The sequence below is a fragment of the Pandoraea sp. NPDC087047 genome, from assembly GCF_044745225.1.
Lineage (GTDB): Bacteria > Pseudomonadota > Gammaproteobacteria > Burkholderiales > Burkholderiaceae > Pandoraea.
Map to the genome: position 1 here is coordinate 374,034 of NZ_JBIUZU010000007.1, position 26,207 is coordinate 400,240.

19 protein-coding genes are annotated in these 26,207 nt (G+C 64.3%); 12 read left to right on the forward strand and 7 right to left on the reverse strand.

Features of this window, described 5'->3' with window-relative positions; all coding sequences use genetic code 11:
- Positions 1-27: 27 nt before the first annotated feature.
- Entirely contained in the window at positions 28-1,458 is a 1,431-nt protein-coding gene (dbpA, locus tag ACIPHM_RS16010) for an ATP-dependent RNA helicase DbpA (protein WP_400329916.1), read from the reverse strand.
- Positions 1,459-1,675: 217 nt separating this feature from the next.
- On the opposite strand from dbpA, the gene ACIPHM_RS16015 reads away from it, so the two are divergent.
- The 7 genes from ACIPHM_RS16015 to ACIPHM_RS16045 all read left to right on the forward strand — a co-directional run bounded on the left by ACIPHM_RS16015 (position 1,676) and on the right by ACIPHM_RS16045 (position 12,708).
- Positions 1,676-6,763 (forward strand): NAD-glutamate dehydrogenase, encoded by a 5,088-nt coding sequence (locus ACIPHM_RS16015; protein ID WP_400329918.1) that lies wholly within the window; start codon positions 1,676-1,678, stop codon positions 6,761-6,763.
- A gap of 172 nt (positions 6,764-6,935) precedes the next feature.
- Positions 6,936-7,958, forward strand: coding sequence for a PhnD/SsuA/transferrin family substrate-binding protein (locus ACIPHM_RS16020; protein WP_400329921.1), 1,023 nt, complete (start codon positions 6,936-6,938; stop codon positions 7,956-7,958).
- A 73-nt stretch (positions 7,959-8,031) separates the two neighbouring features.
- The gene (locus ACIPHM_RS16025) at positions 8,032-8,565 is read left to right on the forward strand and encodes an OsmC family protein (protein WP_400329924.1); all 534 of its coding nucleotides are present in this window, start codon (positions 8,032-8,034) and stop codon (positions 8,563-8,565) included.
- Between the two features lie 98 nt (positions 8,566-8,663).
- Positions 8,664-9,779, forward strand: a complete 1,116-nt coding sequence (locus ACIPHM_RS16030) for an LLM class flavin-dependent oxidoreductase (RefSeq protein ID WP_400329927.1) — start codon at positions 8,664-8,666, stop codon at positions 9,777-9,779.
- Positions 9,780-9,942: 163 nt separating this feature from the next.
- The gene (locus tag ACIPHM_RS16035; protein WP_400329930.1) at positions 9,943-11,199 is read left to right on the forward strand and encodes an MFS transporter; all 1,257 of its coding nucleotides are present in this window, start codon (positions 9,943-9,945) and stop codon (positions 11,197-11,199) included.
- A gap of 279 nt (positions 11,200-11,478) precedes the next feature.
- Positions 11,479-11,997, forward strand: coding sequence for a DUF3757 domain-containing protein (locus tag ACIPHM_RS16040; RefSeq protein ID WP_400329933.1), 519 nt, complete (start codon positions 11,479-11,481; stop codon positions 11,995-11,997).
- Positions 11,998-12,231: 234 nt separating this feature from the next.
- A complete protein-coding gene (locus tag ACIPHM_RS16045) occupies positions 12,232-12,708 on the forward strand; it encodes a DUF3757 domain-containing protein (RefSeq protein WP_400329936.1) in 477 nt (158 codons plus the stop codon).
- Between the two features lie 41 nt (positions 12,709-12,749).
- Here ACIPHM_RS16045 and ACIPHM_RS16050 read toward each other — a convergent pair whose 3' ends face one another.
- Complete coding sequence (locus tag ACIPHM_RS16050) at positions 12,750-14,327, reverse strand: PLP-dependent aminotransferase family protein (RefSeq protein WP_400329939.1); 1,578 nt, start codon at positions 14,325-14,327, stop codon at positions 12,750-12,752.
- Between the two features lie 259 nt (positions 14,328-14,586).
- Between ACIPHM_RS16050 and ACIPHM_RS16055 the strand changes: the two genes are divergently transcribed.
- Complete coding sequence (locus ACIPHM_RS16055) at positions 14,587-15,312, forward strand: GNAT family N-acetyltransferase (RefSeq protein WP_400329942.1); 726 nt, start codon at positions 14,587-14,589, stop codon at positions 15,310-15,312.
- Between the two features lie 97 nt (positions 15,313-15,409).
- On the opposite strand, the gene ACIPHM_RS16060 is transcribed toward ACIPHM_RS16055, so the two are convergent.
- From ACIPHM_RS16060 to ACIPHM_RS16070, 3 genes are all read right to left on the reverse strand, one after another.
- Positions 15,410-16,702, reverse strand: a complete 1,293-nt coding sequence (locus ACIPHM_RS16060; RefSeq protein WP_400329945.1) for an NCS2 family permease — start codon at positions 16,700-16,702, stop codon at positions 15,410-15,412.
- Between the two features lie 90 nt (positions 16,703-16,792).
- On the reverse strand, positions 16,793-17,833 hold the full coding sequence (locus tag ACIPHM_RS16065) for a porin (RefSeq protein ID WP_400329948.1): 1,041 nt from the start codon (positions 17,831-17,833) through the stop codon (positions 16,793-16,795).
- A 386-nt stretch (positions 17,834-18,219) separates the two neighbouring features.
- Complete coding sequence (locus ACIPHM_RS16070) at positions 18,220-19,059, reverse strand: metal-dependent hydrolase (RefSeq protein WP_400329951.1); 840 nt, start codon at positions 19,057-19,059, stop codon at positions 18,220-18,222.
- A 145-nt stretch (positions 19,060-19,204) separates the two neighbouring features.
- Between ACIPHM_RS16070 and ACIPHM_RS16075 the strand changes: the two genes are divergently transcribed.
- The 3 genes from ACIPHM_RS16075 to ACIPHM_RS16085 all read left to right on the forward strand — a co-directional run bounded on the left by ACIPHM_RS16075 (position 19,205) and on the right by ACIPHM_RS16085 (position 23,178).
- Complete coding sequence (locus ACIPHM_RS16075; protein WP_400329954.1) at positions 19,205-19,855, forward strand: TetR/AcrR family transcriptional regulator; 651 nt, start codon at positions 19,205-19,207, stop codon at positions 19,853-19,855.
- A 127-nt stretch (positions 19,856-19,982) separates the two neighbouring features.
- Positions 19,983-21,590 (forward strand): Na/Pi cotransporter family protein, encoded by a 1,608-nt coding sequence (locus tag ACIPHM_RS16080; RefSeq protein WP_400329957.1) that lies wholly within the window; start codon positions 19,983-19,985, stop codon positions 21,588-21,590.
- 385 nt (positions 21,591-21,975) lie between these two features.
- The gene (locus ACIPHM_RS16085) at positions 21,976-23,178 is read left to right on the forward strand and encodes an arabinose transporter (RefSeq protein WP_400329960.1); all 1,203 of its coding nucleotides are present in this window, start codon (positions 21,976-21,978) and stop codon (positions 23,176-23,178) included.
- On the opposite strand, the gene ACIPHM_RS16090 is transcribed toward ACIPHM_RS16085, so the two are convergent.
- Positions 23,153-24,052 (reverse strand): PhzF family phenazine biosynthesis protein, encoded by a 900-nt coding sequence (locus ACIPHM_RS16090; RefSeq protein WP_400329963.1) that lies wholly within the window; start codon positions 24,050-24,052, stop codon positions 23,153-23,155. The two genes, ACIPHM_RS16085 and ACIPHM_RS16090, sit on opposite strands and share 26 nt — an antisense overlap.
- A gap of 641 nt (positions 24,053-24,693) precedes the next feature.
- Between ACIPHM_RS16090 and ACIPHM_RS16095 the strand changes: the two genes are divergently transcribed.
- A complete protein-coding gene (locus ACIPHM_RS16095; RefSeq protein WP_400329966.1) occupies positions 24,694-26,004 on the forward strand; it encodes an MFS transporter in 1,311 nt (436 codons plus the stop codon).
- On the opposite strand, the gene ACIPHM_RS16100 is transcribed toward ACIPHM_RS16095, so the two are convergent.
- On the reverse strand, positions 25,994-26,200 hold the full coding sequence (locus ACIPHM_RS16100; RefSeq protein WP_400329968.1) for a hypothetical protein: 207 nt from the start codon (positions 26,198-26,200) through the stop codon (positions 25,994-25,996). The two genes, ACIPHM_RS16095 and ACIPHM_RS16100, sit on opposite strands and share 11 nt — an antisense overlap.
- Positions 26,201-26,207 lie beyond the last annotated feature (7 nt).

Genomic DNA, 26,207 nt, shown 5'->3' on the forward strand with positions numbered 1-26,207 from the left:
CGCGGCGCTCGGGGGATGATCCGAAAATTAATCCTGCAGGAATCTTACCTTGACCTTGCGGCCCTTGACGCGGCCGTCGGACAGCTTGCGCAGCGCCACTGGGGCGATGTCGCGATCCACAGCAATATACGTGAAGTTCTCCAGCACGTTGATCTTGCCGATCTGCGCGGCGGCGAAACCGGCTTCGCCCGTGAGCGCGCCGAGCACGTCGCCCGGACGGATCTTGTCCTTCTTGCCGCCCAGCATCTGGAGCGTCACCATCGGCGGGAGCAGATGCCCGCTGCCCGACGGCGTGAGCTCCGAGAGCTTGTGCCATGGCACTTCACCGCCCAGCGCGGCTTCGATGTTGCCGACGCGGCCCATCTCGTCCATGGTCGCCAGGCTGAAGGCCCAGCCGTCCTCGTCGGCACGGCCCGTGCGGCCGATGCGGTGCACATAGACTTCGGGGTCGGGCGTCACGTCGACGTTGATGACCGCTTCGAGCTGGGTGATGTCCAGCCCGCGCGCGGCCACGTCGGTCGCCACCAGCACCGAGCAACTGCGGTTCGCGAACTGAATCAGCACCAGATCGCGCTCGCGCTGCTCCAGATCGCCGTGCAGCGTGAGCGCGTGAAAGCCTTCGGCACGCAGCACGTCGGTCAGGTCGCGGCACTGCGCGCGCGTGTTGCAGAACGCGATGGTGCTGACCGGGCGGAAATGGTCGAGCAACTGGCCCACGGCGTGCAGACGTTCCTCGTCGCGCACTTCATAGAAGCGCTGGCGAATCTTGCTCGCGTCGTGCTTTTCTTCCAGACGAATCTCGCGCGGCGTGCGCAGCAGGCGCTGGGCGAGCTTGCCGATGCCTTCCGGGTAGGTGGCGGAGAAGAGCAGCGTCTGGCGCGAGGCGGGCGTTTGGCGCGCGACCGTGGCGATATCGTCGAAAAAGCCCATGTCGAGCATGCGGTCGGCTTCGTCGAGCACCAGGGTCTTGATACCGGCCAGCGACAGCGTGCCGCGATCGAGGTGATCCATGACGCGGCCCGGCGTACCCACGATCACGTGCGCGCCATGGGCAAGGCTTTCCGCTTGCGGACGAATCGGCGAGCCGCCGCACAGCGTGAGCACCTTGACGTTGTCTTCGGCGCGGGCGATGCGGCGCACTTCCTGCGCGACCTGCTCGGCGAGTTCGCGTGTGGGGCAGAGCACGGCGGCCTGAACGGCGAAATCTCGGGCGTCTACACGCTGGAGCAGGCCGAGCGAGAACGCGGCGGTCTTGCCGCTGCCGGTCTTGGCCTGCGCAATGATGTCGTGTCCCGCGAGCATGTCGGGGAGCGACGCCTGTTGAATGGGCGTCATCGAGACGTAACCGAGCCGTGCGAGGTTCTCCTGCATGGCAGGCGTGAGCGGCAGGCTCGAGAAAGGGGTTGTGGCGGTGGCGGGGGCGCTGTCGGTGCGCAAATCGGTGGCTTTTGAGTTCATGCGCAATTATACCGGGCAGGTGACGGGCAGTTGGCAGGCAGGTGATTCGGCCGGATTGCCGACGCATGGCCGGTGAGCGGCCGTCAGGCCCGGCCAGCATACCCGATCTCAGGGTAGACGCCGTTGCCAGTCCGGCCCCGCCGGGCGTAGCATGGCCTTGCCTGTCGATGTCCCGGGGACCGTCCCCCGAATCTCGTCCATTCCCGCAGAGGTGCCCATGCCCGCGCATCCGGAAGAGAAGGTCCGCCAGCACATGGCGGAAGTCGTCACGATGGCCCGTGAGCGAGCGCCCGACGTGGCCGCGTTGTTCGAGCCTTTCGTCCAGCATTACTACGGTCTGGCCGACCCCGAGGATGTCGTCTCGCGCAGTGTCGCCGATCTTTATGGCGCGGCGATGGCGCACTGGCAACTCGGCCAGAAGTTCGTCAGCGGCGAGCCGCGCATTCGCATCTACAACCCCACGCTCGATCAGCACGGCTGGCATTGCAGCCATACGGTCATCGAGATCGTCAACGACGACATGCCGTTCCTCGTCGATTCGGTGACGATGGAGATCAACCGGCAGGGGCTGGCGCTGCATTCGGCGTTTCACCCGGTCTATCGCGTCAAGCGCGATGCGGCGGGCAAGCGCGTCGCGGTGGCGCCGGGCGGCGGCCTCGTGCGGCCTGCACCGTCGGGCGAGCGGGTTGCGGCGAGTGCCGGGAGCAACGTCGGCGCATTGCTGGCGTCAGGAACCGCCAGCGAGGCCGGCGAGTCCGGCGCAAAGGCGCAGAGCGGCGCTGACACCACCGGCGACGGCAGCCGTTTCGAATCGTATATCCACATTGAAGTCGACCGTTTCTCCGAGCCCGAGCGCATTCAGGCGCTGGTAGACGGTTTGCAACGCGTGCTCGGCGATGTGCGCGCCGCCGTCGAAGACTGGCGTGCCATGCAGACAGCCGCTCACGCGGCCATCGAAGCGCTTGCGCAGCGCGCCGCGCAAAAGGGCGTGACTCCGCACGAGCGCGCAGAGATCGACGAAGCGCAGGCGTTTCTGGACTGGATGCTCGCCCGTCACTTCACCTTCCTCGGCTATCGCGACTACGAACTGGTCGAGCGTGACGGGGAGCACTACCTGCAAGGCGTGGCGGGCACCGGTCTGGGCGTGCTGCGCGAGGCCCGGCGAGACGCGAGCACCCCGGACGTGACGCGCCTGTCGCCCGGCGCTATCGGCATCGTTCAGGAGAGTGCGCCGATTTTCCTGACGAAGGCGAACTCGCGGGCGAGCGTGCACCGTCCCGGTTATCTCGATTACGTGGGCGTCAAACGTTTCGATGCGCAGGGGCGCGTGTGCGGGGAGCGGCGTTTCCTTGGGCTCTACACGTCGACCGTCTACATGGTGCCGGCCGACGAAATTCCCCTCGTGCGACGCAAAGTCGCCGAGGTGATCGGGCGTACCGGCTTCCTGCCGAACGGGCATCTGGCCAAGACGCTCGCCACGATCCTCGAACAATATCCGCGCGACGAACTCTTTCAGATCAACGTCGATCAACTGGCCGATATCGCGCTGGGGATTCTGCGGTTGCAGGAGCGTCAGCGCACGCGTTTGTTCGTGCGACGGGATCGTTTCGACCGCTTCGTGTCCTGTCTGGTCTTCGTGCCGCGCGAGAAATTCAACACGGATCTGCGCGTGCGGGTGCAGAACCTGTTGCAGGCGGCCTATCACGGCACCGGCGTCGAGTTCACCCCGCAACTCTCCGAATCGATGCTCGCGCGCATTCACATCACCGTGCGTACCGAGCCGGGGCATGTGCCGGATGTCGATGTGACCGAACTCGAAGCCCGCATCGTCGAGACAACGCGCCGATGGCAGGACGATCTGTCCGACGCATTGCGCGAGCAGTTGGGCGAGGAACGTGGCACGCGGGCATTGCGGCGCTATGTGCAGGCGTTCCCGGCGGGATATCGCGAGGACTACGCCGCCCGCGTGGCAGTGCGAGACGTCGAGCTGATCGAGCCGCTGCTGAACGCCGCGCCGGCCGCGCCTGTGAGGGCGGCCGGCGTCACGCCGCTCGCCATGCAGCTCTACCGGCCGCTGGAAGCGGCGCCCGGCACGTTGCGCTTCAAGATCTATCAGGCAGACGAACCCATCGCGCTCTCGCGCAGTCTGCCCATGCTCGAGCACCTTGGCGTGCGCGTGAACGACGAGCGGCCCTACCGGATTGAGCCCGCCGACACGGGGGTGGTTTGGATGCACGACTTCGGCATGACGAGCCTCGACGGCGTAGACGTCGATCTGGAGCACGCCCGCTCGCGCTTCGAAGACGCCTTCGCCCGTATCTGGGCGGGTGACGTCGAAAACGACGACCTGAACCGGCTCGTGCTTCAGGCGGGTCTGACCTGGCGCGAGGTGCGTATTCTGCGGGCGTACGCAAAGTACATCCGGCAAGTCGGCTCGACGTTCAGCAATGCGTACATCGAGAGTGCGCTGACCGGCAACCCGTCGATTGCGGGCATGCTGGTGCGTCTGTTCCTCGCGCGCTTCGACCCCGCGTTAAGTGCGGATGTCCGCGAGTCGCGTGCCGAACAATTACGTACGCAAATTCACGGGGCGCTGGAAGACGTCCCCAATCTCGACGAAGACCGCATCTTACGTCAATTCCTTGGCGTACTTGAGGCGACGCTACGCACCAACTACTTCCAGACGGGCAAGGACGGCGCGACAAAAGATCAAGACGCAGCGCAAAAGGCGTACCTGTCGTTCAAGTTCGATCCCTCGAAGGTGCCGGGGCTGCCCGAGCCGAAGCCGATGTTCGAGATCTGGGTGTATTCGCCGCGTGTCGAGGGCGTGCATTTGCGGGGCGGGCGGGTGGCGCGCGGCGGCCTGCGCTGGTCGGATCGCCGGGAGGATTTCCGCACCGAGGTGCTGGGCCTCGTCAAGGCGCAGATGGTGAAGAACACGGTCATCGTGCCGGTCGGCTCCAAGGGCGGTTTCGTGGTGAAGCAGCCCCCGTCGCCGGGCGATCGCGATGCCTATCTGGCCGAGGGCGTGGCGTGTTATCAGACGTTCCTGCGCGGCTTGCTGGATCTGACCGACAACTATGTCGACGGCCAACTGGTGCCGCCGCCGCAGACCGTGCGTATCGATGGCGACGATCCTTATCTCGTCGTGGCGGCGGACAAGGGCACGGCCACGTTTTCGGATTACGCGAATGCCATCTCCGCAGAGTACGGCTTCTGGCTGGGCGACGCCTTCGCTTCAGGCGGCTCGGTCGGTTACGACCATAAGAAGATGGCCATCACGGCGCGCGGCGCGTGGGAGTCCGTCAAGCGGCATTTCAGCGAGATGGGCGTCGATACGCAATCGCAGGACTTCACGGTCGTGGGCATTGGCGATATGTCGGGCGACGTGTTCGGCAACGGCATGTTGCTGTCGAGGCACATCCGGCTCGTGGCGGCGTTCGACCATCGGCACATCTTCCTCGATCCGACACCCGATGCTGCGAAGTCCTTCGCCGAACGTGAGCGTATGTTCCAACTGCCGCGCTCCAGTTGGGCCGATTACGACACCCGTCTCATCTCCGAGGGGGGCGGTGTGTTCCCGCGCACGGCGAAGGCAATCGCGCTCTCGGCGCAGGTGCGCGAATTGATTGGCACCGACGCCACCGAGATGCCGCCGACCGACCTGTTGCGCGCACTCCTGAAAGCCCCGGTCGATCTGCTCTACAACGGCGGTATCGGCACGTATGTGAAAGCGAGCACCGAGACCCACGCGCAGGTGGGCGATCGCGCCAACGACGGTTTGCGCGTGAACGGTGCCGAGCTGCGATGCAAGGTCGTGGCCGAGGGCGGCAATCTCGGACTGACGCAACTCGGGCGCATCGAGTACGCGCAGCACGGCGGGCGCATCAACACGGATGCCATCGACAACTCGGCGGGCGTCGATTGTTCCGACCATGAGGTCAACATCAAGATTCTGCTGGGTCTGGTGGTGACGGATGGCGAGATGACGCTCAAGCAGCGCAACACATTGCTCGCGGAAATGACCGAAGAGGTCGGCACGCTCGTGTTGAGCGACAACTACCTGCAAACGCAGGCGTTGTCGCTGGGACGGTTGCGTGCGGCGGCGGCGCTCGACGGCGACGCGCGCTTCATGCGCTATCTGGAGCGCGCGCAGCGGCTCGCGCGCGCCATCGAGTTCCTGCCGGACGACGAAGCGCTCGACGCGCGTCGCGCGGCCGGTGCCGGGCTGACGTCGCCGGAGCGCGCGGTGCTCATGGCCTACAGCAAGATGTGGCTCTACGACGTACTGCTCGCGAGCGATCTGCCGGATGCCGACTTCGTTGCCGAGGAGTTGCCGTCGTACTTCCCCACGCCGCTTGCGAGCCGATGCGGTGCGGCCATGCTGCGTCATCCGCTCAAACGGGAAATTCTCGCCACGATGCACGCCAACGCGCTCGTCAACCGGGCGGGGGTGACGTTCGTGCACCGATTGAGCGAGGAGACGGGCGCCGAGCCGGCCGACGTCGTGCGGGCCAGTCTGGCCGCGCGGGGCGCCTATGGTCTCGACGCTCTTTGGCGCGAGGTCGATGCGCTCGATGCGCGTGTTTCCCACGAGACACAGGCGTCGCTCTTTACGGCTATTGCGCAGTGGCACGAACAGGCGACGTTGTGGTTCCTGCGTCGTCGACTGACCGACGTGCCGCAGACCGTCGAGCGGTTGCGCGGCGTGCTCGATCCGCTGCTGCCCGCGCTCGACACGCTGGTCAGCGGCGAGGCGGCCGACGACGCGCGCGTCCGGTCACAGACCATGATCGACGCGGGCGTGCCGACGTCGCTCGCACAAACGGCGGCAGGTATTGGCGCACGCGTGGCGTTGCTCGACATTGCCGAAGTGGCCAGCACCAGCGGGCGCGAACCGGCGCTGGCCGCGCAGGTGTATTTCGCGCTCGATGCGCCGCTCGGCTACGGCTGGTTACAGACCGGCGTACTGGGTTTGCCGATGCAGACGCACTGGCAGCGGCTCGCGCGCGCCACGTTGCTCGAGGAGTTGTCGGTGCTGCGGCGGCGTTTGACGGCGAGCGTGCTTGAAGCGGGGGAGCGTGCTGATCGTCATACGGCCGGTGAGCGGCGCGATGGAGATGGCCATGCTATCGACTCTGTCGACCAAAGTCCTGCCGGCAGGCTTGTCGCGGGGTGGCAGCGCGCGCATGCCGAGGCGTTGACGCGCTACCACCGTGTACTTGCCGATCAGGTGGCCGTGGGCAATGCCGATCTGGCAATGCTCTCGGTGAGTCTGAAGGCGTTGGCGGAGGTCGGGCGCTGAGGCTTATCAGGCGAAACGCTGCGTGTGCGTGAACGATTACGGTGCCGCTGGCCGGCGGGATTGCATATGCCGCACGCGCGAAATTCCTTGTTGTGAATGATTGGTTGGGAGCGCGCAACACGGGTGGTGTAATCGATGCGGATATCAGTTTTTCACCGCAGAGGACACCCCCGTGGGTCGTAGACGTTTTCTCTCCAGCACGCTTCGCCTGGCGGGCGCTGCCGCGTTTGGTTTGCCGCCGCTAGCCGCTTCCTTCAGTGCCTATTCCCGTGATGAATCCCGTGCCGCACAGGCGATCCCCGCAGGCGTGACGCTGCGCGTCGGTCTGGCGAGCCGGCTCGGTCCGGACGTTCAGGTTCAGATCGCGGGCGTCTTGCGCGATCTGCCGTATCGCATCGAGTGGGCGAGCTTCGATGCGGCGCCGCCCGCGCTCGAAGCGCTGCTCAGCGGCCATATTGACGTCTTCTCCGGCGGCGACACCCCCACGCTTGCGATTGCCGCCCGGCCGGGCAATGCTTTCGTTGTGGGTGCGCAGAACAACGGGCTGTATGGTGCGCTGCTCGTGCGTGGCGATTCGCCGTTACATCAGGTGAACGAACTCAAGGGCAAGCGCGTGGCGGTCTTTCGCGGCTCGGGCTTCCACAACAGTCTGGTGTCGATCATCGAGCAGGCGGGTTTGCGCTGGCAGGACATCGAGCCCGTCTACCTGACGCCCGCCGACGGTCTGGCCGGACTCATCAGCGGCAAGGTCGATGCGTGGGGCATCTGGGACCCGAATGCGGCCATTGCCCAGCGTCAGTATGGCGCGCGCATTCTCGCGACACCCCAGCGGCTGTCTTACTCCTTTCAGTTTGCGAGCAAGTCCGTGCTCGACGACAGCGCACGGCGCGCGGCGTTGCAGGACTACCTCGTGCGGGCGCAGGTCGCGGCGGACTGGGTGCGCACGCATGCGCAGGCGTGGGCCGGCAAGCAGATCGAAACCGCACGTTTGACGCCGGAAGCGGCCGCGCTTGCTGCGAGTCGTACAGGCGGGCAGTTCACGCCCATCGACGAGACGCTCATCGCTACCGTGCAGCAGGAGGCCGATCGCTTCGCGTCGCTCGGCATCATCGCGCGGCCAGTGGAGGTGCGCCCTGTCTTCGATGCCCGTTTCAACACGGTATTGGCGGCGGCTGCCGCGCGTGCGACGGCCTGAGCGCGCTATCGGCCTGCGTGGGCATCGTCTCATTCATCCCATTCATTTCATCGATTTCAAGGAAGAGGTTTCCGTGAGCAACTTACGTGAATATCTGCTGCAAAAGAAGGGCGCCGTTACGAGCTGGCGCAACAAGATCCGCGACGACGGTTCGCAACCTGCGCAACTGAGCGCGCGTGTGAGCGCAGAGGGTCGTACCGGCGTGCGTCGCATTCGCGTGCGCGACTTCCAGATCATTTTCGATAGCGGCCCCGAGCTGGCCGGTCACTCGCTGGGGCCGGGCTCGCAAGAGATGCAGCTTGGGGTGTTGGGCACCTGCCTTACGCACATCTTTCTGACGCAGGCGGCGTTGCAGGACGTGCCGCTCGACACCATCAACGTCGAGGTGACGGCCAACATCGATCATCGCGGCGGCCACCCGGGTTTCGAGGACGTGCCGGTCTATCCGGTCAATGTGCGCTATACGGCGCATATCGAATCGCCGGCGTCGCCCGAGCAGATCGCTGCGTTGCATGAGGCGGTCGAGCGCACGTGCCCGATCTACAACTTCCTGATCAACCCGCAGACGATTCAGGGCCAGATCGAGCACACCCGTACCGCGGCTTGAGCGGGCGGAACGATTCGCGGCGTGGCTCGGATGGGTCCGATTCACATCGACTTACGCTGCCCCACGCCGATTGATGCAGATTTACGGAAATACCTGTCATGCCCATCGAGATCCTCGGCACCGTGTCGCACAGCCGTGTCACAGAGACGACCGGATTGCGCGGCGCCAGCGCCTTTGAACCGGAATACATCGCGGCCGTCGCACGCGCCCATGAGCAGGCGGGTTACGACCGCGTGCTGATCGGGCATGAGTCGTGGCGTCCGGATGCGTTCCAGATCGCGGCCTATGTCCTGTATCAGACGTCGCGACTCGGCGCGCTCGTGGCGCATCGGCCCGGCTTCACGCAACCGACGCTGGCGGCGCGTCAGGCGCTCACACTGGAGCGTCTGGCAGGCGCCGGGCGCGTGGCGCTGCACATCATCACCGGGGGCGACGAAGCGGATCAGCGCCGTGACGGTGACGACGTGCCGCACGATGCCCGTTACGCGCGAACCGACGAGTATCTCGACGTGCTCAAACGCGTGTGGTGCGAATCGTCCACGTTCTCTCACCACGGCGACTTCTACCATGTCGACGGTGCGTTTTCGGCGGTCAAGCCGCATCATCCCGATTCGATCAAGCTGTCGTTTGCCGGGGCGTCGGATGGCGCGGTGCGGGTAGGCGCGAAGCACGCGGATGTCTACATGCTCTGGGGGGAGCCGCTCGCACCGACGCAGGCGTTCGTCGAGCGGGTGCAGGGGGAAGCGGCGCGACACGGCCGGCAGGTGCGTTTCAGCGTGTCGCAGCGACCGATTCTCGGGGCGACTGAGCGAGAAGCGTGGGAGCGCGCGGCGCATATCTTCGAGACGTCGCGTCGAGAGCTTGAGGCGGCAGCGCAGGCCGATGGCCCGCGTTTCTCGTCCCCGGTGCGCAGTTCCGTCGGCGCGAAGCGGCTCAATGCCGAGGCGCAAGCGCAGGACGTGGCTGACGAACGTCTCTGGCTCAAATACACGCGGTTGCTTGGCGCGGGCGGCTCGACATCAGCCCTGGTCGGTACGCCGGAGCAAGTGGCGCAGGCCTATCTTCGTTACTACGACATTGGCGTCAGTGCCTTCTACATTCGCGGCTGGAATCTGCTTGACGACACCGTGGAGTACGGCCAGCAGCTGATTCCCCTGCTGCGCGAAGGCGCGGCCGAGCGGGATCGGGCGCGCGCGAGTGTGGGCAATCGGTAACCAGACACCCGGCCCGCCGTCACTTTTTTAAGCGTTTACACAAAAGTGGCGAAACGGCGTATGATCCGGGAAAACCCTAGGATTGAGATGTCCCGCGCGAATGCTTGCCCGTCGCGCGGGTTGTCGCGTCCTGGGGTTTCGTCGATTCCTGATCCCCTACGTAATGCCTACCGACACCCGCCCTGCGAACGGCCAGTTCGCCACGACGTTGCAGATCGTCTCAGCCGTGTTCTTCACGTTCCTCTGCTATCTGACGATCGGCTTGCCGCTCGCGGTGCTGCCGTCGTTCGTGCATGTGGATCTGGCTTACAGCTCGGTGATCGCCGGGCTGGCTATCAGTGTTCAATACCTTGCTACGCTGCTCTCGCGCCCCTATGCCGGGCGCACGGCCGATGCCTGGGGGCCGAAGCGCACCGTGCTGTGCGGGCTCGTGGCCTGCGGCGCGTCCGGGGTGCTCGTGGCGCTGGGCGGTGTGTTCTCCGGCGTGCCGTGGCTCGCGCTGCTCACGCTGATTCTCGGACGTCTCGTACTGGGTTTCGGCGAGAGCTGGGTGTCGACGGGCGCGATCATGTGGGGCATCGGGCAGGTGGGGCCGTCGCATACCGCACGGGTCATTTCGTGGAACGGCGTCGCGACATACGGTGCGCTTGCGCTGGGCGCGCCGCTGGGTGTGGCGCTCAACAATGCGTATGGCATCAAGGCGCTGGGTGCGGCGATTGCGTTGGCGGGTGTGGTCGGCCTGCTGATCGCCCGTGTGAAACGTCCGACGCCCGTCATTCACGGCGAGCGTCTCGCCTTCCGGGCGGTGCTCGGCCGTGTGTTGCCGTTCGGCATGGGGCTTGCGCTGGGGTCCATCGGCTTCGGCGCCATCTCCACTTTCATCACGCTGTACTACGCGAGCCATCATTGGGACAACGCGGCTCTTGCGCTGACTGCGTTCGGCTTGTGCTTCATGGGCGTGCGTCTTCTGCTCGGCAGCAGCATCGGCCGCTTCGGTGGTTATCGCGTAGCCATGGCGTCGTTCGCGCTTGAGGCCTTCGGCCTGATCGTCCTCGGCATCGCGCCGACGGGCTTCACGGCGTTGTTGGGCGCCGCGCTTTCCGGGGCGGGATTCTCGCTCGTGTTTCCGTCGCTGGGCGTGGCGGCCGTCAATCTCGTACCGGCACAAAACCGCGGCGCGGCGCTGGGTGCGTACTCGGTATTCCTCGACGTTGCGCTTGGTGTGACGGGCCCCGTCGCCGGTCTGATCGTGGGCGCTTACGGCTATGCCGAGGTCTATCTGTGCGCCGCGATAGCCGCCGTCGCGGCCGTTTTGCTGACGCTGTGGATGTCGCGCAACGCGCATGTCGGCAAAGCGCACGACAGTGATTCGTCGAGCGAGACGGGCAAGACGTCGGCACAGACCGCCACGTCGTCGTAAGCGGCCGTCGTACGAACGTCATAAGGATGTCTACGGACTTCATAAGCGATCGCCATCGGCGAAACGGCATTACGCATCACTGGCGCGCGGGGTCGAAAACCGGGCCACCGCGCGTCGTCCTCCCCGGCAATATCCCAATTGCCATCGAGTTCCCTCCCGAATCCCGAAGTCTCGCGTTAGTTTGCAAAACGTCGTGACAGTGTTGACGCCTGCGGTGCTGCAATGTGTTGAGCACTTCGACGTCAGCTGACGTTGTAAGCCAATAGCGAACTCGCACGCTTGGCCGAGGCCGAGCGTTCAACATTTCGGGAGATGTCGATGCGCTTTAACTGGAAGCTTCATGCCGGACAGATGTCGGTTGCCATTGGGGTCATGGTCCCTGGCGCGCTTGCGCTTGCCGGGGAGACTTGCCCTGCCACGTCGACCATCACGTGGGAAAACGGGCATTACGTCGCACCGTTGAATGTCGTTGGCAAATGGGAGAGTGCTCCAGTGGCTCAGGCCCCGGGGGAGCTCGTCTTTGCGTCCGCGCTGGCACGTGTCGAGGGGCGCGATATGAGAGAGCCGATATGCATGTATCGGGTCGGAGGTAAAAACGTCGCCTTGACCTATCGTCCCAAGGATGTGCCGAATACTGTCGCGCTCACCGGCAAAGACAGTGCGTGGACGGAATTGGCCGGCGTGTGGGATAAAACGGTCTATGTCTGCACAGGACGCGAAACGTCAGGCGACGCGGGTGTCTCGAATGTGCAAAATCCGCAGAACTGCAAGTTCATCCAGAAGCGTCCGAAATCCTGAGTCGAGCCACATCGCTTTGGCGCACGGATGGCCGGCAACGGTCAACGTGCGCCGATACAAGCGGTTCGCGGGAAAGTCCCTATTCTGCTGTATCTGACGCCCGGTCTCGAAACTCCCATGCTAATTTTCAAAAAAACGTAGCATTTCATTGGTTGAAATTTAATAAGTATTACGAAATTTTTGTGAGCTTCGCCGGGCTTTCTTAACGTGTGAATTTTCATTAGGGAGCAGTTGATGAACCAGATTTTCGTGATGAAATCGATCGCTGTAATGGCGCTCACGGTGGTGGCCTTGCCGTCTCAGGCGGCGACGTCGACGCAGATTCAGCATTGCCCGTCCTTGAGTGATTTCAAGGAAGCTGATGAGGATTTCCGCAAGCCGCTGGTCGGAACTGAGGGCGAATGGCGAGCGATCAAACGCAAGGGCGCGCCGATCACTCGCTTCGTCGAGGCACTTGCCATCACCGACGGGAGTGGCGTGCGCTTTCAGAAGTGTACTTATCAAATGAGCGGTGGGGCTCCGCTGGACGTGCATTACGCACCGGGATCCGACGAATTTAAGGGACGTTTCGTGAAGCTCCCGCTGGATCAGCCTGCGCCATGGATCAAAGAAGACGGCCCGTGGGGGCTGATCGCATATGTGTGCAAGGGCGAGAACCATGCGCCGGAGAAGTGCACCTTTACTCCGGACAAGGCGTTGCCAGACTTCTGATGCACGGCGAAGGCGCGCTGCGCCTTTGCCGTGCGAGCCAGTCACACCTGACGTTCCTGCGCCGCCACGATTGCGGCCAGGCGCTTGATCAGACCGGGGATGCGCGACGCGTCGGTGTCCCCGTAACCGATTACCAGCCCGTTGTCCGCCGGTTGCGGGTCGAGTGCAAAGCTCGAAAGGGCGCGAGGGCCCATGCCTTCACGCTGTGCTGCGGCCACAATCGCCTTGTCGGGAAACGATGGATCGAGCCGCACCGTCAGATGCAATCCGCAGCGCTCGCCAATCACCGCATACGCGGGGTCGAAATACGTAGCGAGCGCCTCACGTAACGCCGTCTGACGCTCCCGATACAGCCGCCGCATGCGCCCGAGATGTCGCGCGAATTGCCCGCTGCGGATGAAATCCGCGAGCGCGAGCTGTTCGAAACGATGGCCGCCGCGCAGCAGTTCGTCGAGCGCGTCGTGGGCTTGCGTGGCGAGCGTCGTCGGCAGAATCAGAAAACCCAGACGGAGCGCGGGAAACATCGTCTTGCTGAATGTGCCCACGTAGACCACGGGGGCGTCCGGCACCATCCCTTGCATGGCGGCGATCGGCTCACCCTGATGGCGAAATTCGCTATCGTAATCGTCCTCCAGAATCCACGCGCCGTGACGTCGCGCCTGCGCAATCAGGTCAAGGCGACGCGGAGCCGACAGCACGCTGCCCAGCGGATATTGATGCGATGGCGTGACATACACCAGCCGTGGCGGCGAGCGTTCCCACAGTTCGTCCGGAATCACGATTCCCTCATCGTCGACGCGCAGCGCCTGCAAGCGAACGTCGCTCGAATGAAACGCGGCCTTCGCGCCGCGATAACCCGGGTCTTCCATCCACACCGTGTCGCCCGGATCGGTGAGTAGTCGCACACAGAGAATCAGCGCCTCGTGCGCCCCTTCCGTAATCACGACCTGCGAGGCGTCGCACCGTACGCCGCGAGAAATACGTAAATGCGCGGCAATCGCTTCACGCAGCGCGGGTTCGCCCAGCGGGTCGCCATAGTGATAGTGACGGGGCTGGGCGTCGCGCATGACACGCTCCAGCGTGCGCCGCCACGTACTTGCCGGAAATCGGGTGAGGGCGGGCACGCCGGGCGTGAAGGGCAGCGGCGTTTCGTCGGCGCGGGCGGCGTGCCGGGTGGCGGGCAGACGTTGAAGACGCCGCGAGGCGAGCGGCGCGGTTTGCGTGCCGTTCGAAGTCACCTGCATCGCTTCCGTCGTCGACTTGGCGAGCGTGACGGGTTGTGCGGCTCGTGCGGCGAGGTGAGGATCGAGCGAGAGCTGCGCGACCCGAGTCCCGAGCCGGTGGGGGACGATGAAGCCTTCGGCGGCGAGTTGGTCGTAGACGATGGAGACCGTATTACGGGAGACGGCGAGGTCTTCGGCGAGGGTGCGCGAGGCGGGGAGGCGGGCGCCGGCGGGCAGACGTCCTTCGAGGATGGCGTGTTTGAGGCGGGAGAGGAGTTGTTTTTGGAGTGAGGTGCTGCGTCCCGGGCCGGTGGCGAGGGGGCTATCGAAGAGTGCGGCGACGTTCTCCGGCGAGTAATCCGCGGGGTCGAGGCGTTTCTTGGGGACGGAGACCATGGTGACAAAAAGAGAAGTCGAGGAGGTTCGCTTTGGCGTGACTGAGGGCGGGTGTGAGCCGGACCGGGGCCCTGTCCCGCCGCGAGTTGGGGCGATGCCTGCGGGGAGGGACAGGGCTCCGGTCCGGCTTTCCGTTGGTTTCAAAAAAATACTGGCACCAAGAGATTCCCTTGTAGTGGTGCTTTTAATCGTACCACTGAAACGATACCTTAAACATCGCCACCAGAACGTCTGGCCAATAGAGGGAGATGAGAGAGAAATGACTGACGCCCCGAACTTGAACGAGTACGACCAGCCGATCGGCCCGCCGCTGCCTGACTGGACGCCGCGGGACAAGCCGCCGCGCACGCCGGTCAGCGGGCGGTATTGCCGGTTGGAGCCGATCGACGTGGAGCGCCACGCGAAGGACCTCTACGACGCTTACGCGACGGCCGTCGACGGCCGCGACTGGACCTACATGAGTGGCGGACCGTTTCCGGATTTCGACAGCTACTACGCGTACGCGACCAAGCTGGCGGCCTCCACCGACCCGTTGCATCACGCCATCATCGATCTGGAGACGGGCAAGGCTGTCGGCACGCTGGCGCTCATGCGCATCGATCCGGCGAACGGCGTGGTCGAGGTCGGTCACGTGGCGTACTCGCCGTTGCTCAAGCGCACGCGGGCGGGGACTGAAGCGCAGTACTTGCTGATGCGTCGTGTGTTCGACGAGTTGGGGTATCGCCGCTACGAGTGGAAATGCGACGCGCTGAATGCACCGTCGCGCCGGGCGGCCGCGCGTTATGGCTTCACGTTCGAAGGCATTTTCCGTCAGGCCATCGTCTACCACGGTCGCAGTCGCGACACCGCGTGGTTCTCCATCTCCGACGGGGAGTGGCCTGCGATCAGCCGTGGCTTTGCGCAGTGGCTCTCGCCGGAGAACTTCGATGCACAGGGCCAGCACCGCGCCGGACTCGCGGCGTTGATCTCGGCTGCGAAGGCATAAATCGGAATCGATCGGAATCGGGACCGCAAAACCAAACGGCCCGCCGGGGAAGTCCTCGGCGGGCCGTTTGGCTATCTATCTCCGAACGATGCGACGATCAGCCCGGGAAGAAGATGTACTTCAGCACGAACAGCACGGCGATCACCCAAGCGGCCGGATGCACGTCCTTCGCGCGGCCCGTGAACAACTTCAGCACGGCGTACGAGATGAAGCCGAACGCCAGACCCGTTGCGATCGAGTACGTGAACGGCATCGCCAGTGCGGTCAGGGCGGCCGGCGTGGCTTCCGTCACGTCGTCCCACTCCACGTCGAGCAGTTCGCGCAGCATCAGACCCGCGACATACAGCAGCGCCGGTGCGGCGGCGTAGGCCGGGACCGAACCCGCCAGCGGCGCGATGAACAGCGCGAGGACGAACAGCACGGCAATCGTGAGCGCGGTCAGACCCGTGCGACCGCCTGCCTGAACGCCCGAGGCGCTTTCCACATACGCCGTCGTGCTGCTCGTGCCCAACAGCGAGCCGATGAAAATCGCGATCGAGTCGGCGAACAGCGCGCGTCCCAGCCCCTTGTAATGCGTGCCTTCGAGCAGACCGGCGCGCTTGGCCACGCCCATCAGCGTGCCCGTCGCGTCGAACACTTCGACCAGCACGAACGCCAGAATCACGTGCACGAAGCCGGCATGCAGGGCGCCCGGAATGTCCAGTTGGAGGAACGTCGGCGCGAGGCTCGGCGGCATTGCGAACACGCCCTGGAACTGATTCAGGCCCAGCACCATCGACAGAACCGTCACCACCAGAATGCCGATCAGGATGGCGCCTCGAACTCGCAGGGCGTCGAGCACGGCGATCAGGAAGAAGCCGAAAATCGCGAGCAGTGCCTGCGGTGCGTGCAGATCGCCCAGACCGATCTTCGTAGCCGGATTGGCCACCACCACCCCGGCATTCCCCAGCGCGATGATCGCGAGGAACAGGCCGATACCGGCCGCAATCGCGCAGCGTAACGATTTGGGTACCCCGGCAATCAGCCAGGAGCGCACACCCGTTATCGTCAGCACAATGAACAGACACCCGGAAATGAATACCGCGCCGAGCGCCTGTTGCCACGTGTAGCCCATCGCGCCCACGACCGTGAAAGCGAAAAAGGCGTTCAGCCCCATGCCCGGCGCCATGCCGATCGGGTAGTTGGCGACGAAGGCCATCACCACCGAGCCGATCGCGGCCGCAAGACACGTCGCCACGAACACGGCGCTCTTGTCCATGCCCGTTGTGCCGAGAATATTGGGGTTGACGAAAATGATGTACGACATGGTCAGGAAGGTCGTGAGACCGGCCACCATTTCCGTGCGTACATTGGAGCCATGCTCCTGGAGTTTGAAGAATTTGGTCAGCAACGTGCTCTCCTTGTCACTTTGTTATGCCGTTGTCCGTGTGCGGCGGGGCGCGCGCATTGTACTGCGCGCGGGTCCGTGCCCCGGAGTTTGTCAGAACTTCATACGCATGCCCACCCCGAAAGTATTCCCGGCGTCGAGCCCGGAAACCTTGTCGTTCAGGTACGCCGTGTAGACATCCGTGCGTTTGGAGAGGCTGTAGTCATACCCGATGGCCCACGTATTGCGGCTCGAATGGTTCGCCCCCGAATTCTTCGTGTACGCGTAGGACGCCAACACGCTGCCGCCGCCCAGCGGCACCGAAACCCCAAGCTGGCCGCCGTTCGACGTCAGGTTGCCGCCGGTAATCGTGTTCTTGATGTACTGATACTGGCCGAAGAGCTTCACCAGTTTGAAATCGTACGTGAGACCCGCTTGCAGGGCTTGCTGATTGCGAAAGCCCGTGATGCCGGCCTGATCGTCCGGCGTGGAATCGAACTTCACCTGTTGATAGGCGAGTGTGGCCGCGAGCGGGCCGTGGAAATACATCGCGGCCGCACTCCACTTGTTCTGCCCCGTCTCCCCGGCCTTGTTGCCGAACGCATACGAGAAGCTCGCGCCCAGACCCTTGTAGTCCGGCGTGGCGTACATCACCGCGTTGTTCCACCCTGAGTCGCCGACGATCCCCTGGCCGGCCAGCCCGAGGAACGTGTGGTAGACCATCGGACTGAACGTATAGGAGTCGACGAACGGGTTGAACAGAATCGTCGAGACGAAGTACGACGTCGTGAGCCGGCCCATCGTCACCGTGCCGAGCGTATCCGATTGCAGTCCGACGTAGGCGTTACGAGAGAAAAAACTGTCGCCGGTGAAGCGGCCGTAACGTCCGTTCTGTGGCAGGAAGAAGTCCTCCAGCGTGAAGATTGCCTTGAGGCCGTCGCCGAGATCCTCCTGACCCTTTATCCCCCAGTAGGAAGTGGACATGCCGCCGCCGCCCTGTGTCCACGCGCGTTCGCCGCCGGGGGCTTTGGCGGCCCCGACCCAGGCGTCGACCTGACCGTAGAGGGATACGCTCGATTGTGCGTGAGCGACGCCCGCCGCGCCGCAGACCGCGAGGGCGAGCGCGCCCCGCAGCCAACCTGCTGCCTTGCTCATGAATGTGTCTCCGTCTCGTTTTAGTTTGTGCGTGCCTCTGGACTTCTCTTTTCACCGAAGAGTGCAAGGGGGCACGCCTGAGTCATTGAGACACTGACTTCGCATCGCGCGGGTATCGGTGCTGCTTTGAGGCGTGATCATTATTGTCAAGTTGCCTCATATGACATATCACCTGGCTTTGATACTCGGTATTCCGTTGTTGAAGGCGCAATTTTCGGGTTAACACCGGCGCTTAATCCCTTGCATGCCGCTATGGTCTGCCGTCGGCGGGGTCCCCGTTTTCGTCGCTCCACGAAATTCGCTTTGGAAAACGGGTGCCGGCCCGGCGGTCGACCGTAGAGGGTGGCGGAGGTCAGCCCTCAGCCGCAGGCAAAGGTAAAGGCAAACTACCGAACCGCGCGCCAACTAGCGTTATGCGCTTCGAGCCAGTTCGCGGCGAGGGTGGGATCGCCATGACGATTCGGATGGAACGACGGCGACAAGTACTTGAGCATCGGCCCGGTGCTGCGCCAGATGACGCCATCACGCCCGAAGAACATCGAGGCGAATCCCCACCAAGTGCGCGGTTTGAAGAGCGTGCCGTCGTGCCAGAGGTTGTTGACCGTCTGCGCATGGCTCTCCAGCGCGAACATGAACAAGACGTAGAGATAGGTCAGCACGCGCTGCCGCTCGCTGCCGCCCAGCGCCCGGTACAGATCGAACGCCACGGCCTTGTGCTCGGTTTCCTCGGCTGCGTGCCAGCGCCACATCAGACGCATCTTCGGCTCAGCCTTCGCGAGCCACCGGTCGTAACGCAATGCGCCATCGCCGAACACCGCCGTGCAGTGCTCGTAGGCCGCCGTGATCGCAAGCATGTACATCGGCGACAGGTTGCGGCGTTTGGCCCACTGAATGCGTATCGTCGCCCAGTTCTCCCAGTGATTCACCAGTCCCTGCTTTGCAAGTTGCGCGTTGTATTGCCCGTGCAGATGACGGTGCGTCGCCTCCTGTCCGATGAACTGGGCGATGTCGGCGCGCAGCGTGTCGTAACGTGCGTCGTCGGGGAGTTGGTCCATCGTGTCGCGCACCGAGTCGATGAACGATTGCTCGCCTACGGGGAAGCTCATCGACAGGGCGTTGTAATACATCGTGCGGTAGGCGTCGCCGCTATGCCAATGACGCGCGAAGCCGCTGGCCAAATCGACGGTCAACTTGCGTATGGTCAGGGCGGAAATGTCGTGGCTCATGATGTCTTGCCTCTCTGGCAAATAGTGGCGGACGTCATCCCGATGTGACGCCGATGACGCCGTCTCTTGAATTTCGTCGCGAATGTGAGCATTATTCATTTTCCAGGTGTATCGCCGCAACTCGCTTCCCGCTCAGGTTTTTGTCATGTCCACACCCAAGCCGCCCGCAACGCCCAATGCCCCGTCTGCCATGCGAAAGCGGCCGATGCAGGCGCGCGCGCAACACACCGTCGAGACGATTTTCGAGGCCACTGCTCAGGTTCTTGACGAGGAAGGCGAGGGGGCACTCACCACCAATCGCATCGCCAAGAAGGCCGGTTTTTCCATCGGCACGCTGTACCAGTACTTCCCGACCAAAGAGGCGATTTTGCTGGCGATGATCGCGCGCGAGCGCCGTCGCGTGATGGACGAACTCAACGAGCGCATTGCCCGCGCCGCCGAAGAGGGGGCCGACCCCGAGCGGGTGATTCGCGAGCGGCTTCGCGTGCTGATCGAAGCGTTCGGCGCTGGCGGACGTGTCAAGCGCTCACTCATCAAGATGGCCTGGCAACTCGACCATCACGAGAACATCATGCAGGCCATGCGCGAGGCGGCCGAGCATATCGCCGTGGCCATGTCGCGACGCGATGCGCCGGAGATGCGTCCGCCCACCGCCGCTACCGTGTTCGTCCTCACGCGTGCCGTGATGGGCACGCTGCGCTCGGCGGCGCTCGAAGATTCCCCATTACTTGGCACTCCAGAGTTCGAGGACGAGCTTTACCGGTTATGCTGGGGACTGTTGCGTGCAGACGGCTGATGCACCGAGCGTCAGCCCGCACGTGGCGCGCCGATAGGGTTGATGGCGCGGATATTTCTGCCGGTGTCGTAATGAGATAACGCCACGGCCTCATTACGTCGGCCATTCGCACAAGGGAACGCGTTGCATGGGGGAAATCGTCAAGGCGGTAAGCATTCTGGCGGGCGGCGTCGGTATCTTCCTCATCGGGATGGCGATGATGACCGACGGTCTCAAACTTGCTGCCGGGCCGGCGCTCGAACGCATTCTGGCCGGCGCGACGCGAACCCGCACGCAGGCCTTCGCCTCGGGGGTGCTGGTCACCGCCATCACGCAAAGCTCGTCGGTGGTGACCATTGCGACCATCGGCTTCGTCAACGCGGGGTTGCTCAAGCTCCGCGGCGCGCTCTGGCTGATGTTCGGCTCCAACCTCGGCTCCACCATGATGGGGTGGATCGTCGCGGTCATCGGTCTCAAGTTCAATATCGACGCCTTCGCGCTGCCCATGATCGCCATTGGCGTGGCGCTGCGGCTGACCGGCGCGGGCACCCGGCGCGGCGCGATCGGTAACGCGCTCGCAGGCTTCGGTCTGCTCTTCTTCGGCATCTCCCTGCTGCAATCTGCCTTCATCGACATGGCGGGTATGATTCGCATGCCCGATGGCGACGGCCCGCTCGACGTGCTGCTGCAAGTCGTCGTCGGCTTCGTGCTCACGTGCATCGTGCAGTCGTCGGCGGCAGCGATGGCTATCACGCTCACGGCCGCGCAAAACGGGCTGCTCAGCGCGCAGGGCGCGGCAGCGGTCGTCATTGGCGCGAACATCGGCACGACCCTCACGGCGGTGATCGCCGCCATTGGCGCCACACCCAACGCCCGGCGCGCTGCGATGGCGCACGTCGCCTTCAACGTCGTGGCCGCCATCGTGGCGCTGCTGCTGTTGCCCTGGATGATTCGCGCCATTGCCACCGGCATGACGTGGATGGGGTACGCAACCGACCCGGCCATCAAACTCGCGATCTTCCACACAACATTCAACGTGCTGGGCGTGCTGTTGATGATTCCGTTCGCCACGCCGTTGCTGCACTGGCTGCAACGGCGCTTTCGCACACGCGAGGAAGACGAAGGCGCGCCGCAGTTTCTCGACGACAACGTGCTGCAAGTGCCGCAACTGGCGGTGGACGCGCTCAAACGAGAGGTCGAGCGTCTTGGCGTGATGAGCCGTCACATGGTGCGCGGTGCGCTCACGGGTATGAGTGACGGGGTGCTCGCGCAGGAGCATGCGTGCGTCACGCGCCTGGGAAGCGTCTGCCAGTCGTTTGCCGAGCGCATGAGCCGCGTAGCAATGGAGGCCGCGGCCGCCGAGCAACTGGCGGACACGCTGCGCAGGCTGCGTTATTACGAGAGCGCGGCGGAACAGGCGATTGCGGCCGCCGCCTTGCAGGATCAGACGAATACCGCCACGGGAATGTCGGACGTCTATACCGCGTTTCTGAGGGAGTCGACATCGCTGCTCGATCACGTGGAAAGCGACACGCTGCCCGTTGACGGCGGTGCGTCCCTCGGCACGCACGCCGCGGCGATGGAGGCGGCCTACGGTGGCCTCAAGGCCAAGCTGCTTGCCGATGGCGCAGCCGGGATCGTCCGCATCTCGCAGATGGAAGAGGCGCTGCGCCGCTACAGCGCCTTGCGCCGCGCGTTGCAGCAAACGCTCAAGGCCGGCACCCATCGCGCGAAGGGGACCGATCCGATCGATTGACGGTGGCGTTGTGTTGTTGCGTTGCCGCGTGACATCCCCCCCGCGCGAACGCATCTTGCGCAACGCAACATGCGTAGCTAGAATGGCTGTGAATTTCTGACATCTGGCGACACGCGTCGCTGATGTCACGTAAGCGTTCACGTGAACCAACGCATTCTCCGCGACAGCGGCCGGTCGATCCGGCACGTCGGTCGAGGGGCGTGTGTTCGTCGGTGAACCACCGGGCTGCCCATTCGGCGCGCCTCCCGGTTCTCTGAGCGCCACAAGCGCCGTCTCCCCCGATTTGTCTGTATCGATTCGATGCCCCGTTGCGGTTGTTCGTCCGCCGGCTGGCGTCTGCCGTCTTTCGTCTCGCGCTCTGCGGCAACCCATGGAGTCTTCTCGCATGTCGTCCTCTGCTGCATCGGCCCCTCAAACGGCCACTGCGCCCGCCAACGCTACGGCGTTGCTCGTGCGCTTCTCTCTGAATGTCTTTCTCGCGTGCCTGACTATCGGCATGTCGCTCTGCGTCGTGCCGCTGTTCGTGCACGACACGCTCGGGTATCACAACGTCATCGTCGGTTTTGCGGTGGGCGTGCAGTCGCTCGCGACGGTGCTCACGCGCAAGTTCGCGGGACGCACGGCCGATCAGCGCGGGGCGCGCGTGGCCCTGACGCGAGGCTTGCTGTTCGTGGGGCTTTCCGGTGTGGCGCTGCTCGCCACGAGCCTGATTGCGGTTGCACCTGCGCCGCGTCTGGGCGTGCTCACGCTCGCTCGCCTGCTCCTCGGCGTGGGCGAGAGTCTGTGCATTACCGGTACGTTGACGTGGGCCATCGCCAGTCTCGGCGCGACGCAATCGGGCCGCGTGATGTCGTGGACCGGGGCGGCCGTCTTCGGCGGGTTTGCCGTCGGTGCGCCCGTAGGGCTGGCGCTTTACAGTGGCGCGACGCTCACTGGCGTGGCCATCGCGATCTGTCTGTTGCCGCTGGCCGGCTGGGCGGTCATTTCACGCATTCCCGGCGTGGCGCCGGCGCATCATGCGGGCGGCGCGCTGCCTTACTCGCAGGTGCTGCGCATCGTCTTCCTGCCGGGACTGGCGCTCGCGCTCCAGGGCGTGGGCTTTGCGGTGATCGGTGCGTTCGTGGTGCTGTATTTCGAAGCGTCGCGTTGGACGGGGGCTGCGGTGGCGCTGTCGGCCTTCGGTCTGGCTTTCGTGTTGATGCGTCTGATCGGTGGACGTTGGCCCGAGCGCTTCGGCAACTTGCGCGTCGCGCAGGGCTCGCTGGCCGTCGAGGCCATCGGGTTGCTGATCGTCTGGCAGGCGCCGGTCGCCTGGGTGGCGCTGCTGGGCACGGCGCTGGCCGGCGCGGGCGCGTCGCTGATCTTCCCGTCACTGGGAATCGAAGTGGTGAAGCGCGTGCCGGCGGCAAGCCGCGGCACGAGCTTGGGCACGTATGCCGCGTTTCAGGACGTAGCGATCCTGACCACCGGCCCGCTCGCCGGGGCCGTGGCCAATCCGTTCGGCTACCGCACCGTTTTCCTTTGCGGCGCGCTCGCCGCCGTGCTCGGGGTGATCGTGGTCGTTACATTGCGTGCACGTCGCCGCTGATCCAGCATCCGGCGGCGGCGTCGAGCGGGTCGCGCAGCGTCACGGTGATGGCCGACGGGTGATCCATCGCCACGCCCTGACGCACGACCACGCCATGCTCGCCGGGCGCGAGCCAGCCGTAACGGCGTGCGCCGTAGAGCAGGGCGGCGGCGGCAATGCCGGTCGCGGCGTCTTCCGGATAGCCCGACGCGCGCGGGAACTGACGCGCTTGCAGCACCGGTAGCGCGCGCCCGTCGCCCACGGTCTCGCGGGCACACGGGTACAGGCCGGTCGAGCCGATGGCGTCGCACGTGGCGAGCATGGTCGTGAAGTCGGGCGTCAACGCCTGTAATTGCGCAACGCTACGCAGCGGCACCAGCGTCTTCACACGACTGGTCGCGGCGTTGCAGATGCCTTCGAGCGCAATGTCGTCCGGCGAGATCCGCAGCGTGGCGCAGATCGTGGCGATGGCGCTCGCGTCGATGATCGGCTCGGTACGCCCCGACGGCTGGCTCACTTCGATGTGCTCGCCGTCGGCGGCCAGACGGCCTTCGACCCGCCCGCTAAGCGTCTCGATCGTGACGGGGCGGCCGTCCCATCGCCCCGCACGACGCAACACCCACAACGCACCGAGCGTGGCGTGACCGCACATCTCCATCTCGTGATTCGGCACGAAGAAGCGGAAGCGCCAGGCATTGCCCGCGTGCTCCGGGGCCACGACGAACCCGCTTTCATGACCGTAATGTGCGGCGACGGCGCGCATGTCGTCGGCGCGCATCGCGTCGGCGTCGAGCACGATGGGCGCCGGATTGCCGCCATTGGCGGCGGCGGGAAAGACACTCACCAGCGAGACGGTCGCCGGAGCGGGAAGCGAGAGCGGAGTGTGCGACGTCATGGCGTATGGAATTCGGAAGGAGAGGACGATGGGCCTCGCGGCGTATGCCGACGTGCGTAGATAGTGCGCGTCGAGCCACGCTGATGGCGGCTGTTGAACGTCAAGGGTACGCGCTAAATCCCATGTCTGTCAGCGGTCGATGCCCGATGCTTGCCACGAATTTTCGGACGTCACTTCGTCGACGCAGGCGTGTCAGTCGCCGTTCTCTCCGTGGTAAGCGGTGTCGCAGCGTTGACGGGCTACGCAACCGCGCATCGTGTCAATTTGCGATGCGCGTCGTATCCATACGACATTCGCGTTGTGCGGGAGGTCGAATTGATGAAACACAAGGTTTAGGAAAATAGTGAAAGACTGAAGCCGCGCTCGAAATCGAGCGGTGTCCTATGGTTTACAATCCGCGTCGGCCTCCCAATAACGAAAGGGGATGGCAGGGTGAGAAACGTCGCGCAAAGGCCCGTGGGCCGGGCGTGACGTCCGGAGACAATGCCTCCGGACCCCGCGAGATCGATTCCCGTACAGCGAGAATCGTGAGGTCTTCAGAGCGGTCGAGTAGGTAAGGCAGCGTGATCGGTGCGAGTGGTCCGGATGCAGCGTTGCAGTCAATTCAGGCTGCCTGGCAGCCGAGGTTCGAAGTGGAGACCATGAGTACTACCTCTAGCGGTATCAGAGCGAACGCGCAGACGCGCGAGATCGAGGCGCAAGCCTATGCAAAAGCGACCTGGCGTTTGTTGCCGTTCCTTTTCCTGTGTTATGTCGCGGCGTATCTCGACCGCGTGAATGTCGGCTTCGCCAAGCTGCAAATGCTGAACGACCTTCAGTTCAGCGAGACCGTCTACGGTCTGGGCGCCGGCATCTTCTTCATCGGTTACTTCTTCTTCGAGGTGCCGAGCAACATCATCATGCACAAGGTCGGTGCGCGCCGCTGGATCGCGCGCATCATGATCTCGTGGGCGGTGCTCTCGGCAGCCACGCTGCTCGTGAAGACGCCGACGCAGTTCTATCTCGTACGCTTCTTCCTCGGGGTGGCCGAAGCGGGCTTCTTCCCCGGCATCGTGCTGTATCTGACGTACTGGTTCCCGGCGCAGCGTCGTGGCCGGATGAACGCGCTGTTCATGATCGGCATTCCCATCGCGGGCGTATTCGGCGGTCCGCTCTCGGGCTGGATTCTGTCGGCGTTCAATGGCGTGGGCGGCTGGGCGGCCTGGCAATGGCTGTTCTTCATCGAAGCCATTCCGTCCGTGATTCTTGGCGTGATCACGCTGATGTACCTGCCCAATGGTATTCGCGCCGCGTCGTGGCTGACCGAAGATGAGAAGGCGATTCTCGAGCACAACATTGCGCAAGACAGCGCAGGCAAGGCGCCGCAATCGGTCGCGTCGGTGTTCACGAACGGGCGTGTGTGGCTCATGGCCGCGATCTACTTCTGCTGCATGATGGGCCTCTATGGCATCGGTTTCTACCTGCCGACGCTCATCAAGGCCAGCGGTGTGAAGAACGCACTGGACGTCGGCCTGCTCACCGCGATTCCTTACGCCTGCGCCGTGCTCAGCATGATCGGGGTGGCGCGCAGCTCGGACCGCACGCGCGAGCGTCGCTGGCACTTTGCCGTGGTGTCGTTTGCCGGTGCCGTGGGGCTGTATCTGAGCACGATCTGGGGTCACAACGTACCGCTCGCCATGGTGGCGCTTTCGGTCGGCACGGCAGGCATGCTGGCAACGATGCCGGTGTTCTGGACGTACCCGAGTGCGTTGCTCGTCGGCGGTTCGGCGGCGGCGGCCATCGGCATGATCAACTCGATCGGCAACCTGGCCGGCTTTGTGAGCCCGTTCGTCATCGGTTGGCTCAAGGACGCCACGCAAAGCACCAACGCCGGCATGTACTGCGTGTCGGCGGCACTGGCGCTGGGCGCGGTGCTGGCGCTCACGCAGTCGAAGGAACTGGTTAATCGTTGATCGGTCTTTTTTTACGATCTTTTAAACGACCTTTTTCGCGTTTTTTAACGGCCTTTGATGGGGCGAAGGGCGGCGCTGTCCGTCCCAATGCCCCGGTGCCTCGCCGCACGGAGGCTGTTGTCGAGACGCAAACAAAAAAGCTGGCATATGCCAGCTTTTTTGTTTTAGATACTGCGATCAGGATGATGCGAGCCATCCGGAAG

Excerpts from the sequence above, each read along its gene's own strand:
- ACIPHM_RS16100 (WP_400329968.1), bottom strand. The coding sequence starts at position 26,200 with ATGGCTCGCATCATCCTGATCGCAGTATCTAAAACAAAAAAGCTGGCA.
- ACIPHM_RS16090 (WP_400329963.1), bottom strand. The coding sequence starts at position 24,052 with ATGACGTCGCACACTCCGCTCTCGCTTCCCGCTCCGGCGACCGTCTCG.
- ACIPHM_RS16030 (WP_400329927.1), top strand. The coding sequence starts at position 8,664 with ATGCCCATCGAGATCCTCGGCACCGTGTCGCACAGCCGTGTCACAGAG.
- ACIPHM_RS16075 (WP_400329954.1), top strand. The coding sequence starts at position 19,205 with ATGTCCACACCCAAGCCGCCCGCAACGCCCAATGCCCCGTCTGCCATG.
- ACIPHM_RS16070 (WP_400329951.1), bottom strand. The coding sequence starts at position 19,059 with ATGAGCCACGACATTTCCGCCCTGACCATACGCAAGTTGACCGTCGAT.
- dbpA (WP_400329916.1), bottom strand. The coding sequence starts at position 1,458 with ATGAACTCAAAAGCCACCGATTTGCGCACCGACAGCGCCCCCGCCACC.
- ACIPHM_RS16065 (WP_400329948.1), bottom strand. The coding sequence starts at position 17,833 with ATGAGCAAGGCAGCAGGTTGGCTGCGGGGCGCGCTCGCCCTCGCGGTC.
- ACIPHM_RS16085 (WP_400329960.1), top strand. The coding sequence starts at position 21,976 with ATGTCGTCCTCTGCTGCATCGGCCCCTCAAACGGCCACTGCGCCCGCC.
- ACIPHM_RS16095 (WP_400329966.1), top strand. The coding sequence starts at position 24,694 with ATGAGTACTACCTCTAGCGGTATCAGAGCGAACGCGCAGACGCGCGAG.
- ACIPHM_RS16055 (WP_400329942.1), top strand. The coding sequence starts at position 14,587 with ATGACTGACGCCCCGAACTTGAACGAGTACGACCAGCCGATCGGCCCG.
- ACIPHM_RS16045 (WP_400329936.1), top strand. The coding sequence starts at position 12,232 with ATGAACCAGATTTTCGTGATGAAATCGATCGCTGTAATGGCGCTCACG.
- ACIPHM_RS16080 (WP_400329957.1), top strand. The coding sequence starts at position 19,983 with ATGGGGGAAATCGTCAAGGCGGTAAGCATTCTGGCGGGCGGCGTCGGT.
- ACIPHM_RS16015 (WP_400329918.1), top strand. The coding sequence starts at position 1,676 with ATGCCCGCGCATCCGGAAGAGAAGGTCCGCCAGCACATGGCGGAAGTC.
- ACIPHM_RS16035 (WP_400329930.1), top strand. The coding sequence starts at position 9,943 with ATGCCTACCGACACCCGCCCTGCGAACGGCCAGTTCGCCACGACGTTG.
- ACIPHM_RS16050 (WP_400329939.1), bottom strand. The coding sequence starts at position 14,327 with ATGGTCTCCGTCCCCAAGAAACGCCTCGACCCCGCGGATTACTCGCCG.